Origin of the sequence: Streptomyces sp. NPDC006463 (assembly GCF_042870715.1) — a bacterium.
Classification (GTDB): Bacteria; Actinomycetota; Actinomycetes; order Streptomycetales; family Streptomycetaceae; genus Streptomyces.
The window spans coordinates 1-15758 of sequence record NZ_JBIAHP010000054.1 but is presented as its reverse complement, the minus strand read 5'-3'; the positions used below and the strand labels follow the sequence as shown (position 1 = coordinate 15758).

12 protein-coding genes and 6 pseudogenes are annotated in these 15758 nt (G+C 68.1%); 12 read left to right on the top strand and 6 right to left on the bottom strand.

Going from position 1 to position 15758, the window contains the following annotated elements; translation table 11 throughout:
• Positions 1–1012: 1012 nt before the first annotated feature.
• From ACFYOB_RS40825 to ACFYOB_RS40810, 4 genes and pseudogenes are all read left to right on the top strand, one after another.
• The gene (locus ACFYOB_RS40825; RefSeq protein ID WP_388569939.1) at positions 1013–1423 is read left to right on the top strand and encodes a peptidoglycan-binding protein; all 411 of its coding nucleotides are present in this window, start codon (positions 1013–1015) and stop codon (positions 1421–1423) included.
• 347 nt (positions 1424–1770) lie between these two features.
• Positions 1771–3147, top strand: a pseudogene (locus tag ACFYOB_RS40820) (bifunctional metallophosphatase/5'-nucleotidase); the annotation flags it as partial.
• A gap of 140 nt (positions 3148–3287) precedes the next feature.
• Complete coding sequence (locus ACFYOB_RS40815) at positions 3288–3731, top strand: 5'-nucleotidase C-terminal domain-containing protein (protein WP_388569933.1); 444 nt, start codon at positions 3288–3290, stop codon at positions 3729–3731.
• 120 nt (positions 3732–3851) lie between these two features.
• Positions 3852–5282, top strand: coding sequence for a hypothetical protein (locus tag ACFYOB_RS40810; RefSeq protein WP_388569930.1), 1431 nt, complete (start codon positions 3852–3854; stop codon positions 5280–5282).
• Positions 5283–5286: 4 nt separating this feature from the next.
• On the opposite strand, the gene ACFYOB_RS40805 is transcribed toward ACFYOB_RS40810, so the two are convergent.
• Positions 5287–5505 (bottom strand): hypothetical protein, encoded by a 219-nt coding sequence (locus ACFYOB_RS40805; RefSeq protein WP_388569928.1) that lies wholly within the window; start codon positions 5503–5505, stop codon positions 5287–5289.
• 24 nt (positions 5506–5529) lie between these two features.
• Complete coding sequence (locus ACFYOB_RS40800) at positions 5530–7509, bottom strand: M20/M25/M40 family metallo-hydrolase (RefSeq protein WP_388569926.1); 1980 nt, start codon at positions 7507–7509, stop codon at positions 5530–5532.
• Positions 7510–7796: 287 nt separating this feature from the next.
• On the opposite strand from ACFYOB_RS40800, the pseudogene ACFYOB_RS40795 reads away from it, so the two are divergent.
• A pseudogene (locus tag ACFYOB_RS40795) lies at positions 7797–8317 on the top strand (IS701 family transposase); the annotation flags it as partial.
• Positions 8318–8388: 71 nt separating this feature from the next.
• Here ACFYOB_RS40795 and ACFYOB_RS40790 read toward each other — a convergent pair.
• Positions 8389–8541, bottom strand: a pseudogene (locus ACFYOB_RS40790) (transposase); the annotation flags it as partial.
• A 5-nt stretch (positions 8542–8546) separates the two neighbouring features.
• Here ACFYOB_RS40790 and ACFYOB_RS40785 point away from each other — a divergent pair.
• Positions 8547–8843: a hypothetical protein gene (locus tag ACFYOB_RS40785; RefSeq protein ID WP_388569924.1), complete on the top strand. Its 297-nt coding sequence runs from the start codon at positions 8547–8549 to the stop codon at positions 8841–8843.
• A gap of 64 nt (positions 8844–8907) precedes the next feature.
• Here the strand turns inward: ACFYOB_RS40785 and ACFYOB_RS40780 are convergent, their stop codons facing one another.
• Positions 8908–9402, bottom strand: coding sequence for a GNAT family N-acetyltransferase (locus ACFYOB_RS40780; protein WP_388569922.1), 495 nt, complete (start codon positions 9400–9402; stop codon positions 8908–8910).
• 183 nt (positions 9403–9585) lie between these two features.
• On the opposite strand from ACFYOB_RS40780, the pseudogene ACFYOB_RS40775 reads away from it, so the two are divergent.
• The 4 genes and pseudogenes from ACFYOB_RS40775 to ACFYOB_RS40760 form a co-directional block, all read left to right on the top strand.
• A pseudogene (locus ACFYOB_RS40775) lies at positions 9586–10041 on the top strand (transposase); the annotation flags it as partial.
• Positions 10042–10336: 295 nt separating this feature from the next.
• On the top strand, positions 10337–10666 hold the full coding sequence (locus tag ACFYOB_RS40770; RefSeq protein WP_388569920.1) for a putative quinol monooxygenase: 330 nt from the start codon (positions 10337–10339) through the stop codon (positions 10664–10666).
• Between the two features lie 614 nt (positions 10667–11280).
• On the top strand, positions 11281–11421 hold the full coding sequence (locus ACFYOB_RS40765; protein ID WP_388569918.1) for a hypothetical protein: 141 nt from the start codon (positions 11281–11283) through the stop codon (positions 11419–11421).
• Positions 11409–12175: pseudogene (locus ACFYOB_RS40760) on the top strand (transposase). Before ACFYOB_RS40765 ends, ACFYOB_RS40760 begins: the two are co-directional and overlap by 13 nt.
• Positions 12176–12312: 137 nt before the next feature.
• Here ACFYOB_RS40760 and ACFYOB_RS40755 read toward each other — a convergent pair.
• Positions 12313–13164: an MBL fold metallo-hydrolase gene (locus ACFYOB_RS40755; protein ID WP_388569916.1), complete on the bottom strand. Its 852-nt coding sequence runs from the start codon at positions 13162–13164 to the stop codon at positions 12313–12315.
• A 239-nt stretch (positions 13165–13403) separates the two neighbouring features.
• On the opposite strand from ACFYOB_RS40755, the pseudogene ACFYOB_RS40750 reads away from it, so the two are divergent.
• Both ACFYOB_RS40750 and ACFYOB_RS40745 read left to right on the top strand, forming a co-directional pair.
• Positions 13404–13942, top strand: a pseudogene (locus ACFYOB_RS40750) (winged helix-turn-helix domain-containing protein).
• Positions 13939–14475, top strand: coding sequence for a transposase (locus tag ACFYOB_RS40745; protein WP_388569936.1), 537 nt, complete (start codon positions 13939–13941; stop codon positions 14473–14475). Before ACFYOB_RS40750 ends, ACFYOB_RS40745 begins: the two are co-directional and overlap by 4 nt.
• A gap of 402 nt (positions 14476–14877) precedes the next feature.
• Here ACFYOB_RS40745 and ACFYOB_RS40740 read toward each other — a convergent pair whose 3' ends face one another.
• A complete protein-coding gene (locus ACFYOB_RS40740) occupies positions 14878–15351 on the bottom strand; it encodes a hypothetical protein (protein WP_388569914.1) in 474 nt (157 codons plus the stop codon).
• Between the last annotated feature and the right edge of the window lie 407 nt (positions 15352–15758).

Below are 15758 nucleotides of genomic sequence, written 5' to 3'. Positions count from 1 at the left end.
GAGTTGCCTGCGTGTCACGACCACAGTCCTACCGGGTTCCACCCCGCGAAGAGGACAGAACCCAGGAACTGATCACGACATCACACAGGCCCTAGAGCACCTTTCCGTGGCCCTCCGCCCGGGGACCGCCCCTGCAGTTCCCCGATCTGGGTGCGAAGGTCGTCGGCCAGAGCCCGGGCGGCGTCCTCCTGGACGTCGAGCGTGTCGAACAGGGGCCGGATGTTCACGCACTCACTGTGTGCGGGTCGCGCCCGGTGGGGAGCGTTGGCGCCGGTGAAGCGGCGGACCATGACGTGGGCCGTCGCCCAGTAGACGCGGGAGGCCGAGGAGGCCGAGTGGTGCTCGTAGTCGCGAACCAGGCGCAGTTCGGATGCTCATGCATACCTGAAGGCGTAATCTGGATTCGTCGGCCGCTGAAGACCCAGAGTGCCAGGCGAGTTGTGGCACAAGGGCCAGACTCCTCCTAGAGTTTTCCTCTCGGATGTCCGGGTCGCAGAACAGCGCGTCCTCATCATGCAGTGCACTTCTGCAATTCAGCATGAGTGAAGACCGCTGCCTATTGCGTGATTCCACAATTCCCGCACATCAAGCTCGTGAGGGCAATATGGCGAGTTACCTGCCCCGGTGCTGCACACGGCGATGTGCGCTCAAACGGTGGGTGGCGCGCCCGGCGTGCCCACACCCTGCCCATCCGTCGCTCTGTCCACCAAGTACGACGGCGGATATGGCAGCACCGCCACGCCTGACGACGGGGGATCTTTCACTTTCTCCGGACTGCCGGCTCCAGGCCATTTCGATTTGAGCCATGTCGCTTAAGAGCTCGCAGCAAAGCCTGAAGGAGGCATCGCAGCCGAGCCCCGGCACTACGTTCACAACGACACAGTGACAGCCGTGCACATATTCGGAAATGAGCACAAGATCGGCTTCAGGTTGAACCCTTGACTGTTCGTCGGACCTTGCCAATTGATACGTAAAGCAATCCGTGGTAGACGAGATTGCGCCCTTGGAGGTGATGAACATGCGACGCCTGTTCACTACTGTGGCCCTAGTGGTCCCTCTCGCCTTTTCGGGAGGCACCGCCGTCGCGGTGCCTCAGAGCGCCCCTTCTGCGACCAGTACGGCGATCGAAGCGGAGGCGCATCATGTGGCGACGACGAAAGCAGCGGACGTCTGTAACTACACCATCCGCCGTCCAACACTCAAGGTCGGCTCCTCAGGAAGCGCAGTCCGGCAAGCCCAGTGCTATCTGAACAGGGCCATGAGTGGTGCGAACCTGGCCGAAGACGGGAAGTTCGGCCCGGTCACCAACGCAGCGACGAGGCGGTTCCAAGCTTGCGCCGGCATTGTCGTGGACGGAGTCATCGGAGCCCAGACATGGTCGTCTCTTGTCTTCTGGGCCAACGGGCCGGATTTCGTCTGCTGATCGCCAGCGTCACGGAATCGGCGTCCGGCACCTGGAACATCCTGTCGCACATATGCCGTGAAGGTGCCCGATTCGAGCGCGCCGGCCAGTCCGTGTGGCTGTGAGGACGAGCCACGCCGCCGCGAGGCCAGCGGCCTCCTCACGTGTGCGGCTGTACCGGGGCGCGACCCGATAGGTCGGGACCACCTCATGCGATGCGGCACGTCCGCGTGACAGCGGCGGTCTCCGGCCGGGAGCATGGGCGGCTGTGATCAGGCGCTCCATGTCCGTGCCGCAGAGCCGGAGTCCGCGAGAGACCGGGGTTGGAAGGCGGGAGTTCCCTCACCGCCGCGGGGACCTGGGCGGCGATGTTCGCCACCGGGGTGCCCGCCCACGCCGAAGCCGCTGCCCGCGATGCGGCGAGCGCCGACGAGTACGTCGACGTACAACTGCTGAGCATCACCGACCTGCACGGTTACCTCCAGAGCGCGCCCGGCTCCAACGCCGTGATCAGAGGCAACGGCGGGCTGGGCTACACCGTCGGGGGCGTCGCGTACATGGCAGCGCATCTGGCTCGGCTGCGGGCCGGGCGGGCCAATTCTCTGTTCTTCACCCAGGGCGACGCCTTCGCCGGCTGGGAGTTCGACGCGGCCGCCTTCCCGGACGAGCCCACGATCGAAGCCCTGAACCGGATGGGCCTCGACTTCGCTACCGCGGGGAACCACGAGTTCGACAAGTCCCCCGCCATGCTCCATCGCCACATGGAACAGGGCGTGCCGTTCCCCGTGGCGGGCCGCGACACCGCCTTCACCGACTCCAGCGGCAGCCCCTTCCACGGGGCCGACTTCCGCTACTACAGCGCCAATCTGGTGCGGACCACCGACCGGCGGCCCGTGCTGCCGCCCTACCACATCGAGTGGGTGGCGGCACCCGGCGGCCGACGCCTGCCCATCGGCTTCATCCACCTCACCGCCCTGGGCGCCGAACTCCTCCCCGGCTCCTACCAGCCGGGCCTGGCCACCCTCGACGAGCTGGAGACGGCCCACGCGTGCGCCGCCGAGTTGCGGGCCCAGGGAGTGAAGGCGATCGTGCTGTCCATGCACGACGGGGCTGTCGCGGGCGCCGACTTCAACAGCGGTACGGATCCTTCCGGGCCCGCGCTCGACCTGGCGCTGCGCGTGTCACCCGCCATCGACGCCATCGTCACGGGGCACTGGCACACCCGGTTCAACATGATGCTGCCCGACCCGGAGGGCCGCCCCCGCCCCTTCGTCGAGGCGGGCTGCTACGGGCAGGTCATCAACGAGATCAGCCTGCGCCTCGACCCGGTCACCGGCGGGGTGGTGCGGGAGCTGACCGTGTCCACGAACCACCCCAACACCCGGGACGTGGCGCCCGACCCGGCGCTGAAGGAGGTCGCCGACTACTGGGCCGGGCAGGCGGCCGCGCGGGACCGCACGCGGATGGGGCGGCAGACCGCTTCCTTCACCCGGACGCGGAACGCCGCCGGGGAGAGCACCATGGGCGACCTGGCGGCCGACTGGGCCCTGTGGGCGGGCGGCCGGGCCACCGATCCCGAGAACGACGCCAACGTACATGCCAACGTGCCCGCCCAGCTGGCCGTGGTGGCGATGGCGCCCCGGTTCGGGCAGGCCGTCGTCGCGGGGGACCTGCCGCTGGACACGGCGGCGGCCGGGGCGGTGACCTTCGGCCGGGCCTGGCGGGCCGTCGGATTCGGCAATCCGGTCGTCAGCGTCTGGGTGACCGGGCAGCAGCTGCACGATGTTCTCGAACAGCAGTGGACGCTGGATCCGGACGGCTCGCTGCGGTTCGCACCGCTGGCGTTTCGCACAACGTCCGTTACAGCTTCGACGCACTGGGGCCGATGGGCTACCGGGTGTCCGTGGAGGACGTCACCGTGGACGGCGTGCCGCTCGACCCGGCCCGCAGCTACCGGCTCGCCACCCTCTCGTACACCTTCCTCGGCCATGACGGCTATCCCGCGCTGGCGGACTTCCGGGAGCCGTACCGCCACCAGCGGGACTTCGAGAGCTTCGTCGCCTTCGTACAGGAGCGGCAGACGCTCACCCCGCCGCCCGTGAACCGGGTGAGCGTACGGAATGACGGACTGGTGCCCGGATGGACGGGCACGGTCGTGGAACCTGCGGCACCGCTCGACCCTGACGGTGCCGCGCCGCGAGGCGGCGATCGTCACCTCCGGACGCCCGATCCCGCGGCGCGACGGCCTCCGGCCACCCTCCTGAAGCCCGTCCGTGCAGCGGACGGCCCAGGGGCCGGCGACCGCGGTCACCCAATGTGTTCGGATTGACACACAGGGTCATGCGACGCGTACTGGGCATAAGGGGCTATTCCTCCGGAGTCCGGTCGGTGGTGCATTCCGCATCCACCGCCTGGCGGCTCCCCCCCTCCCTTCTCCCCTGGAGCGGCAATGACCGTGCAGCAGCACGCGACGACCCAGACAGTTCTGGTGTACGAGGACGATCCCGGAGCTCCTCTGCAGGAAAACGTGCCGGTGCGACACCCGGTGCCCCAGCTCGACACACAGCCCTTTCCGACGGCCATCGCCGAGGCAGCGCCGCACCCGGACGGTGCTGGGCCGGGCACGCCGGCCTTCCGCTACTGGGTGGCGGCCCACGCGCTGAGCACGGGTTGCCAGACCTGGGGTCCGCTGGTTCCCACGGGGACTCAGTGGGTCCCGTCGGTCGGACGTGTCCTGACCGTGCATCTCGACGAGGGAGTCGACCTCAACGCCTTCTACGACCGGCGAGGCCTAAAGTTCTTCCACCAGAGAGTGGAAGGAGTGGACGTCTTCTCGGGCCAGAGCCCCGAGATCGTCCGGCACGAGTTGGGCCACGCGATCCTGGACGCCCTGCGCCCCCAACTGTTCAACGCGGCGATGCACGAGTCCGACGCCCTCCACGAGGCGTTCGGTGACATCAGCGCGCTGCTGACCGCACTCCAGCTGGAGTCGCTGCGGATCACCGTCCTGACCCAGACGCAGGGCCGCCTCGAGCAGTCCTCCCGCGTGTCGCGGCTGGCCGAGCAGCTGGGCTGGGCGGTGCGCAAGGTCGCACCGGACGCGGCCGAACCGGACTGCCTGCGCAACATGTCCAACCACTTCTTCTACCGCGACCCGGTGCAGCTGCCGCCGCTCGGACCCGGGAACATGCTCACCAGCGAGACCCACTCGTTCTCCCGGGTGTTCAGCGGCGCGTTCCTGAAGATCGTCGCGGGGATCTTCCGTCAGCAGGACAGCCAGGACCAGGCCGCTCTGGCCGAGGCGGCTCGGATCGCCGGCCAGCTGCTGGTGGACGCCGTCGTGGCCGCGCCGGTGGTGTCCGGCTACTACGCGCAGGTCGCGGGCCACATGATCGCTGCGGACCAGCGTCGCAACGGCGGCAAGTACGGTCCGTCCCTGCGCTCGGCGTTCACCCGCCACGGAATCCTCTCCCTGGGCGCCGCCACGTCCCTCACCGCGGCGGAGGTGACACGCCGAGGCGCCGCCGTGGCCGAGGCGACGCCGGGCGGCAGTGACGAGGAGGGCCTGACGACGGTCACGGTCCAGGGGATGGCGTACGGCATCAAGGGGCCGCTCACCCTCTACGCCCCCGGGGAGACCCGCCGGTTCGCCATCGCCGGCTCCGACCCCTCGGGCGGCTCGGTGCGGCCTGCAGACCCCGAGCAGGTCGCCACGTCGTACCTGGAGGACCTCCTCCGCCGCGGCCGGGTCGAGATCCCCGCCGAGCACCGCACCGACGTGGCGGTCGTGGACGACAGCCCCACCCGGCTCAAGACCCACGAGATCGCCCGGAGCGAGACCACCGGGGGCCTCGCTCTGGTCCGGCGTTGCTTCGACTGAGAAGTCAGCTGAAAAAGCGCAGACGACGGATGGTGAGCCGTCCGTCGTCCTCGCGCTTGATGACGTGGGTCGTCCGGGACGTCGGCTCCTCGCCCTCGAACACCGCCTGGCCCCGTGCCAGCAGATCGCTGACGTACTTCTCGGTCGCCGGGCGCTCGGCCTCGTCGTTCTGCTCGTGCCCGTCCTCGCCCGGGGCCGGGTTCGTGTCATGGTCCGTGCCCATATGTGGCCTCTATTCCGTAGGTGTCTACAGCCCGGCGAATGTCAGAGCGGTCGCGGTGACCGAGCCTGCGATCGTGGCGGCGAAATCGGTGTCGTGGTCCTGGTCGAGGAGCGTGTCCCCCTGGGTGTGGTACTGCCGGGTGCCGGTCCCGGGCGCGCCGTCTGGGGTGGAGAAGAGGTCCTCGGACACGGCGACGGCCGCCCATCCCCGCTCATGGAAGCTCGCGTGGTCGCTGCGTCCGACTGCCGGGTCGTCAGGGCCCGTGAGGTGCTGGACGGCCACCGCGGGATCGAAGGCGGGTACGGTGCGTGCGACGAGGTCGCCGAGCGAGTCGGAAGCCCCCACGACTGGGCCCGGTACGGAGGATCCCGCGTGGATCTCGACCTTGGGCGTGCTGCCCCGCTGCCGTCCCGCGATCATGTCCATCTGGAAGACCCCGGCGATACGGTCGACCTCCGCGGCGGCGGCCCGTGCGTAGAACTTGCTGCCGACGAGGCCCTGCTCCTCCGCGTTGAAGAGCACGAAGCGCACGTTGCGGGTCGGCTGCCTGCCGGCCGCGAGCAGGGCGGCCAGGCATTCGGCCGCGGCCATGACTCCCGCCGTCCCGCTTCCGTCGTCATCGGCTCCCGGTGCGGGGTCCACCGCCGGGTCGTAGGGGCGGGGTTCGCCGTTCGCGTCCACGAAGTCACCGCTGGACGCGGTCGAATCCAGGTGAGCAGTGATGAGGACGCTGGAGTCGGCCCCGGCGACCCGGTGCTCGGCTTCCAGGTTGAACAGCTGTCGTCCCCGCCACCGGAACGGGTGCCGTCGGACGTGCAGCCCGAGTTCCCGGAACCGGCGGGCCAGCTCCTCGACTACCCGCGCGTTGTCCTCGGCCGCCGCATCCCTGCTGCGGACCGTGAGCGACTCGCCCTCGACCAGTGGCTCCGCGCCGGAGATACGCGCCACATGGCCCAGCAGGGCCTCGGAGGTCACCGTCGCCCGCACCGCGGCGATCGTCTCGGGGGACGGGAGGCCGTTGCCGGACGCCGCGCCGGGCCGGCCCGGACGCGGGCTTTGGGCCGCTGCGCCGGTGAGCACGTGCGCGCGCGTCTCGCCGGGCCGCGAGAGGAGCGTCGGGTCCGGCAGCAGGCGTTCCGTGTGTCCGGGCCTGGCGCCCGGCCTGTGCACCTCCTCGATCGGCGCACCGGCGGGCACGGCGAGATACACACCACCCGGTGCGGGCCCGAGCAGGGCGGCCGGCGGGGCACCCCTCCCGGCCAGGGCGTCGGCGATGAAGCCGTATACGGCCGTGGCGCGCCGCGCCGCTCCGGTCGCCGACCCCGCGGCGTCGGTGGAGTCCGCAAGCGACTCGGACTCCGTGACCGGACGGTCGTCGCGGATCAGGAAGGCCGCCCTGTCCTCCACCGGTTCGCGCCGGTCCACCGTGAACCCGGCGCGTTCGAGCGCTTCGGCACCGAGGGCGCTCGCCATGACGAGCACGAGCCGGTCCGAGGCCACATGCACGGGAACGACCTCGGTCGTCTCCGCCACCGCGGCCAGCTCAGGCAGGCCCCGGCCGTCCGGCAGCCCGATCCGCGCGAAGAGCACGGGGCGGTTCTCCACCGCTGCCAGGGCGAACACCGGATGCGGCGCCGTACGCATCCCCGCCGCCCGCGCGAACGCCCTCTCCTGGGCGTCCTCGCCCACGAACACACAGTCGTCGGCCGACACACCCCCGGTGCTCGCGACCGCCAGATCGAAGAGCCCACGACTGTCCTTCACACCCCAGTGCACAAGACTCGCGTCCGTGAAACGGCCGGGGAACGCCTCCTCGAGGGCCGCCGCCGCCCGCTCAGCCGCACCGTCGCCCGGCCCGGGGTTGGAAATGATGCCCTTGCGTACGTCACGGAGGGCATCGAGGACGGCGACCACCCGGGGCCGGGGCCTGAGCGTCAGCGAGTCGTCGGGCTCCACGCGGGCATCCGCCAGAGTGGCCCCGATGTCGAAGAAGAGCACGGACATGTGAAGTGCCTCCGAAGTGTGGGTTCTCCCTCCTCCGTCCTGCCCGCGACTCGTCCGTCCACTGCGCGCGACCCTCCGCCTGTACCCGGTTGGCCTAATACTCCAGCAGGATTTTGCTGTCTGATCCTGCGGGTTTCGCTGGGCGGCTGGAGCGTAACGGGCTGCGGAGTGGTCAGGGGTGGCTTTCGGTAAGCCGCCCCTCGATCGTGCGATGGCGCCGCAGGTAGTGGCAGCGTGCGGGGCAGCTTCCCTACGTGATCACCGCACGTGTTGCCGAGCAGTGGAACCTGGAACTGGACGACCTCTTCGTGAACATCGGCCATCGCTTCGGCCGGGTGGAACTACGCCGCCGCATGCGCGACTACGTACGCGGCCTACTCGCACCAGTGGCCCGAAAGAACAGCTGGCAGCTGGCCGAGCAGGCAGGCCACGCAACGCCCGATGGCCTGCAGGACCTGCTCGCCGGAGCGAAGTGGAACCCTGACGACATCCGCGACGACCTGCAGGAACACGTCGCTGACAAGCTCGGCGAGAACGATGGCGTCCTCATCATCGACGACACCGGGTTCATCAAAAAGGGCACCGCCTCCGCCGGGGTCCAACGCCAATACTCCGGAACTGCCGGCCGCACCGAGAACTGCCAGATCGGCGTCTTCGCCGCCTATGCGACGGCCCGGGGCCGGCCCTGGTCGACCGGGAGCTCTACCTGCCCAAGACCTGGACCGAGGACCGCGAACGCTGCCGTGCGGCCAAAGTCCCCGACGAGCGGGAGTTCGCTACCAAGGGCCAACTGGCCCGGCGCATCGTTGCCGAGTTCGGCCCATGGGCCACCGTCTACGGACGACTTGGGCACGGCCGGCACGTAGCCACGCCGGACTGAGGCATCTCCCGCCACTGACCGCTGGACCGGAAACGCCAGATCACCCCTTCGAACTGCTCCCGCAGCCGTTCGGGGTACGGGCCGTACCTACCGATCGGCAGGTACGGCTCGATGAACTTCCACTGGGCATTGGTGAGTTGCCTACGCGTCACGACCAATGTCCTACCGGATTCCTCCCCGCGATCACCTGCGCCACCGTCTGAACGTCCGCGCCGAGGAACGCTGGCCCCAGCTCGCCCGCGTCCAGGTGCGCTTCCGCTCAGGATTCGCCTACGTGGCGGGGGAACTGCCGGGCGAGGAGGAACCGCTGCCGCTCTGCCGCCTGCGCTTCACCGGCATCCTGCACACCTGGGGCTTCGCCCTCTACCTCGCCAGCCGAGGCAAGGACGAGGACAACCTCCTGCCCACCGGCCTACCTATCGGCAGCCCCGAAGACTACATGGACTGTGCCTGATACCTCTACCTCGGTGACCAGCCGGCCTGACCAACACCCCTCCACGAACTAACGCGAAGGAGGACTACCGCGCATCGAAGGCAACCCATGTGTTCCCCGGCAGCTCGGGCTTCCCAGGCACCGGTCGCCGCTCCTCGGTCCAGGCCTCGCCCGCGACTTCGGAAGCGACGTGACGCCAGAAGCGTGCCGCGCCCGCGTTCTCCTCCTGAAAAGCGATCTCCCATCGGCCAGGGTGCGCGGCCAGGACGACCTGCACCGCTCGCAACCCGAGGCCCGACCGGCGTGCCCCACGCACCACGAAGAAGCTGTTCAGCACGCGCGCATCGCTGTCCAGCGCGCGTACGAACGCAAAGCCGACCGGCCGGTCACCAGACCATACGAGATAAGCCGACCAGGTGGGATCGCCGATCGCCGACTCTAGCCACTCGCGGCGGTATGTTCCGTCCGGGTTCGGCAGGACGCCCCAGAACTCCGACAGGTCGTGCAGGAAAAGCGGCCAGAGTCGTTCCAGGACGTCGCGGTCCTCGGCGCCCGCTCTGCGGACAACAAAGTCTGCCATCTGATCCTCCTCGAGAACGCGAGAAGCCTTCCGGCAGACCGGAAGGCTTCGAACTATCGAGCGGACCTTATCGTGTCTACGACCTGGACACACAGCTCGCAGATCCAGGCCGCGGACGGTGTCTGCGTCGGCACCGTCACGTTCAGCCGACGTAGCGGACGCACGGAGGTTCACCTGCACCCCGTCATCGAGGCCGGGAAGCGGGCGGCCAGGCCGGTGCAATGGCACGAGGGCTCCCGCCCTGGAACGGGCAGCAGCGGCTTCAAGCGGACGTACTCGCGATTCGTTGCCCTGCGGATCCGGGCCGCCGGCCGCGAGGTCCGCAAAGCCGTCGACGGGCCGGACCTGCCCGCGTGCTGGCTGCTGGCCGAATGGCCCGCCGATCAAGCCGAGCCGAACCAGTTCTGGTTCTCCAACCTGCCCGAGCAGACACCGCTGACCACACTCGTGTGCCTCGCGAAGCTCCGCTGGCGCATCGAGCACGACTACCGCGAGATGAAACAGGCACTCGGCCTGGCCCACTGCGAAGGCCGCACCTGGAACGGGTGGCACCACCACGTCACCCTCGCCTCCGCCGCCCACGCCTTCTGCACCCTCCAGCGACAGGCCAGAGCCCCAAGAGAAACGGCGCCGGCCTGACCCTCTACCGAATCGTCCCCGAACTGCAGACTCTCCTCGCTACCTGGGCGGGCGCCTGCCCCACCTGTCACCGCGACATACCCACCCTCACACCGACCTGACCAAGCCCTATTTGTGGTGTGACCGGCAACGATCGCCGGGTTGGGGGCCGGGCCATGGTGGCCGACTGCCCCAGCGCCTGACACGAGCGGCGTACAACGACAGGTGGTCGGTTGCCCGGGGCGGTCTACTGGGGCAGGGCACCAAACTGAGCGATCCCGGAAGACGCGGCGCCGGGCGAGGTAAGGAGCAGTGCATGGTTCTCCAAATTGTCAGAGCATCGATCAAGCCGGAGCAGCGTGAGCACTGGCTCGAGGTGATTCGCGGCAACGCGGCTCGGACCCGTGCTGAGAAGGGCTGCGAGGGCTATCAGATCGCCGAAGATCTCGAAGCGCCGAATACCTTCGTGATCATCGAGCAGTGGGTCGACCTCGACGCCGTGTACAGGCACTTCCAGAATGAATTCGAGGCGCTCATGGCTGCTTTGGGCGACGTCTTCGCAGCACCGCCTGAAGCGTGGATCCACGACCTGGCCTCGACGCTGACTCTCGATGAAGTCCTTGCGAAAGCTGGACTGACCCGGTAATCGAGCAAACCAGCGGGCAGCGCAGGCCCGTCTGGGTCCAGACCTGGTGCGTGTCTGCCCAGGTCATGGTGGCGTGGCGGTGTGAGGACGTGAGGTCAGGGCCGTCAACGTCGGGCGTCAACCGAGAGCGGTGATCTCTCAGCTCACCACGACACACCACGAGATCAATTATCAGACAGGTCCTAGCGGCAGAGTCATTCACCAAGGTCAAACAGGCTGTCCTGCACCCTCACCCGCCTGGGGTGCCGCTCTGCCGATTCACCGCTCAGTCGTCTCTGGTGAGTCGGCGTGATCGCGCCAGGGGTGGCAGCCAGCGAGCAGTGCGCGGTGGCTCAAGCTGCCGACGGGGGTATCCGAACGTCCGTAATGGGCGGGCAGGGCCTACTTGAGCCACGTCGGTTCAGCCCCGGCCGCGCCGAGTCGCCCGTACGTGCGTTCGAAATGTCGTAGCCGGCCCTGGTGCGGCGGAAGTGGATCACGACTTCTCCGCTGTCTCCCTGCGGGGCGAGAGTAAACCAGCAGGAGCGTTCCGCTCCCCCGTCGCAGTCGCACGGCCTGCAGGCGCAGTAGTCCCTCGTTACCTGCATGTCCGTCCCCCACCTCGGGTGCGTCAGATGCTCGATGACCGCATCGTGATCGACGGGGACGTCGTGCTCGTAACTCAGCTCGAATTTCCAGCCCAGGCCGTGCTGCCAGTAAGGCTTGTCCCGGAACGGCTGGTCACAGGTGAGATGATCTTGATGTGGCTGGTGTGATCACGGCGTCGGAGCCGTCTTGGACAGCCCCGTTCACGGGGCTGAGTCCGCGCTGTTTCGGGAAGCTGGTGACCGTGTTGCGGCGCGAGGGTGCGGACGGGGTCCGCAAGGGCCGGCCGTGGAGCCTTCCGCTGGAGGGCCGCGCTCTGCTGGTGGCGGCGTACTGGCGCACGAACTTGACGATGCGCCAGCTCGCTCCGCTATTCGGGGTCTCGAAGTCGGCCGCGGACCGCATCATCGACCACCTCGGGCCGATGCTCGCCCTGCAGCCCCGCAAGCGGTTCGCCAAGGACACCGTGCTCATCGTGGACGGCACCCTGGTGCCCACCCGCGACCACGCCGCGGCAGAGCAGTCCAAGAACTACCGATATTCCACGAACCACCAGATCCTCATCGACGCCGACACCCGCCCGGTCGTCGCAGTCGGCCGACCGCTTGCCGGAAACCGCAACGACTGCAAGGCCTGGGAGGAACCCGGTGCCAAAGCCGCCGTCGGCAGAACACTCACGATCGCCGACGGCGGCTACCCCGGCACCGGACTCGTCATGCCCCACCGCCGCCGCAAAGGCGAAGACCTGCCCGACTGGAAGCAGGCGCACAACAAGTCCCACATGCAGGTCCGCGCCCGCGCCGAGCACGTCTTCGCCCGCATAAGACCTGGAAGATCCTCCGCGACTGCCGACTCAAAGGCGACGGAGTCCACCACGCCATGCTCGGCATCGCCCGCCTGCACAACCTCGCCCTCGCCGGATAGGCCAGCGGTCGCACCGCGACCGACCCTGCCCAGAGCGACTCAAAGAGTATTTACGGGACAAGTCTTAGCCGAGCGACAGGTTTTCCGGTCGTAGGCGCCGGAGTGCAGCAGATCCCAACGCTGTGGGTCAGCGCCACTTATGTCCCCGACGGCCGCGGCTGCTCCGGCGGAACCGAGCTCTCGGCAGCCGCCATCCACTGGTCCAGGTCGGCCTGGGTGAACTCTGTCCACGGTGGGATTTCGGGGAGCTGGCGGAGGAGGTCGTAGGCCTCGGGGATCTGGGGGCCGCGGAGGACCGGGCAATGGCAGCCGGCGATGACCTCGGCGTTCAGGTGTTGGAAGTCGGTGACGACCGTGCCGAACTTTTGGGCGTCCAGCAGGGCGACCCAGGGGGAGACCAGGCGCCCGCCGAAGAACTGGCCGTCGCGGAATTCGTCTGGCGACATCGCTGCTGTCTCGGGCATCGGGGTCGGCACGTTCGTGGCGAAGGTATCGACGGACCACAGAACGTTGGTCTTCGGGTCGAAGAGGGCACGGGTTGTGGGGTTGTCGTACAGGGGTGGTCGCTTGGCGACCAGGGTGCGGTCGCCCGCGTCGATCGTGTCGCCGTCGGTCATGAAGCGGCACCGGTTGATGGGGGTCTCCCACTCCTCGGCCATGCGGCCGATGGAGAACCATGTCGTCAGCAGGGTCGCGTTCGGGCATTCCGCGAGGACCGCCAGGAGGTTGCCGGCGTGATCGCGGTCGTCGTGGGTGAGGAAGATCCACCGTACGTCCATGGGATCCACGACGGACCAGGCTGCATCCAGCCACTGGGCTCGCACTGCGGGCGCCCCGGTATCCACGAGGACCGGTTCAGCCCCCCGGATTACCATCGAATTCATCGGGAAGTGGCCGACCGGCGGGGCCTCAAGAGCCCACGGGATGACGAACGTCTCCTCGGCAATCTTGTACGGCTGCAGAAGGTTGAACGTATCCAAGGTTGTCATCGCTGCTCTCCTTAAGGCGGAGTCGCCGCAGCGTCCATGAATCCAGTGCAGCCCCGTGCCGGGCTGACGTCAAACGCGGAAGTCGTGACGGTCGGCTTCGGTGAGCGACGAGGGGTGCACGGTCGGCGTCGCCGACGGGTCTCGCCTTGGCCATCGGCTGAGCCCGACCGTCGGTTACTGAGGATTTCGCGTTGTCGTCGGGTAGTGACGGTTCATGATCCCTGCGGTATGCCGGTGAGGTGAGGTATCCAGAGGGCGGGGGCCTGACCGCTGAGCGTCGGGCGCTTCGTGAGGGGATCCGGCTTCAGGCCGGCGAACAGTTCGCGGCGGGTCAGAAGACCGCGGTCATCGCGAAAGAGCTGCGGGTGAGTGTGCGGTCGGTAGAACGCTGGCGCCGTGCCTGGCGCGAGCGCGGCATGGATGCCTTGCGCTCGACGGGTCCGGCGAACGCCCGACCGTCACCGATGAACAGTTCGCCGTGCTCGAGGAGGAACTCGGCAAGGGCCCGTCGGCGCACGGCTTCGAAGACGGACGCTGGACCCTGGCCCGGGTCCAGACGCTGATCCAGCGGCATCTTCGGGTGAGCCTGTCAGTGGCGACGGTCTGGCGGCTGCTGAAACGGCACGGCTGGTCCTGGCAAGCCCCTGCCCGCAGAGCCCTCGAACGCGACGAACACGCGGTGGAGCTGTGGAAGAAGGAGGTGTGGCCGGGGGTAAAAGCCTCGCGGCGGCGTCCGGTGCCTGGATCGTCTTCGAGGACGAAGCCGGCTTCTCGATGACTCCGCCCCGTGCCCGCACCTGGGGCCGGCGCGGACAGACACCCGTCATCCGCGTCCGTGGCAGGTCCCGCCGCCGGACCTCGGTCGCCGCGTTGTGCTGCTACAAACCCGGTGAACACAGCCGTCTCATCCACCGGCCCCGCACCCATCTCCTGCTCAAGGGGGCACGCAAGAGCTTCTCCTGGAAGGACTACCGCGACCTACTGGTGAGAGCACACATCCAGTTCAACAGCCCGATCGTGGTGGTCTGGGACAACCTCAACACCCACCTGGCCGCCGGGCTGAAACAGTACGAGGCCGAGCACGACTGGCTCACCACCGTCCGCCTCCCGCCATACGCACCAGACCTGAACCCGGTCGAGGCCGTCTGGTCACTCGTGCGCAGAGCCATGGCCAACACCGCCTTCGAGACCCCCGACGACCTCGACCGCACACTCCGCCGCGAGTTACGCAGAATCCAACTCCGGCCCCACCTGGTCGACGGCTGCCTCACCGCCACAAGCCTGGCTATCAACCCACCGACCCCACCCTGAAAACCTCAGTAATCGGCGGCCGAGTCGTCGTGGGGCACCGGGCGGCGAAGCGGTAGAAGCCACGAAACGGCAGCCCACTGAGAGCCACACCCAGCACCCCTGGGCGTCCCCACCTTACGAATGGGAGGACCAGCCCGGTGAAGAACGTAGAGCCCACTGAGAACCGCACGCGGGCTGGCAAACGCAAGTCAGATGCCTGCCGCTCTCAGAAGCTGCGCACATCCGGTAAGTCACATGAGTACCAGCCCGCTCAACCGACCTGCACAGTAGAGGTCAGAAGCATGCCACTGCACAGCTTCACTGGCCGCCGCCACCCGAGGAAACGGGGCACGGTGGTGGCCCGCTGACGCGGCGAGGCAGGTGTCCATGCGGACGCCTGCCCCTTGCCGTTGTCCGCGGCGGTCAGAGGCCGGAGGGGACCTTGCCGCGGGTGTCTGCCCCCGTCTCAGGGTCCTTGAAGTCCGGCTTGGTCTCCGGCTTGGTCTCCGGCTTGGTCTCCGGCTTCGTCTCCGGCTTCGTCTCCGGCTTGGTCTCCGGCTTGGTCTCCGGCTTCGTCTCCGGCTTCGTCTCCGGCTTCGTCTCCGGCTTGGTCTCCGGCTTGAACTCGCAGTAGACCTTCTTGCTGACGAACTTGCAGCCGGGCATGTTCTCGATGTCCCGGGCCCGGTTGCCCTTCCTCTTGTTGCCCTTCTTCTTGCCGTCACCGTTGTTGCCGTGGTGATTCTTGCTGTGGTCGCCGTGCGTCGAGATCACGGCACCGGTGTGCGAGTTCGCGGGGGCGGCAAACGCACTCGTGGGCAGCAGCGCGCCACCAGCGGCCAGGGCGGTCGAGACGCCGAGCATCACCAGACGCTGCTTCTGCGAGGTGCGAGTCATAAAAAGTCTCCTTAAGTGGGTCGTCGGGCCATCTGCCCTGCGTGAACCCGTGCCTCAAGTAAGCCCCGCCACGTAAGCCGCGTCATGCCACAACATCTCGGGACTTGACAAAAGCAATATTTCGGATAAAAGCGGCACATCTGCCCAGCCAGGACCCGGCGAGACGGGCAGGACACCGCGCCCGGCAAAGGGGCGGGACGCGGTGACTGGGGCGCGGCACTCTGAACCTCCCAGATCTGCCGCCCCCGCGGATACGGGCCCAGATCGACCCCAGGTCTCGGCGCGCAGCAGGACCATCTCGATGCCATCCACTGAGCTTTTTCAACGTGGCCACTGATCGGGTGACCGGGGTGGCTGCGCAACGGGCGAGGCCCTCGGGTTGTTGAGCGGGATGTCTGACGTCCGCA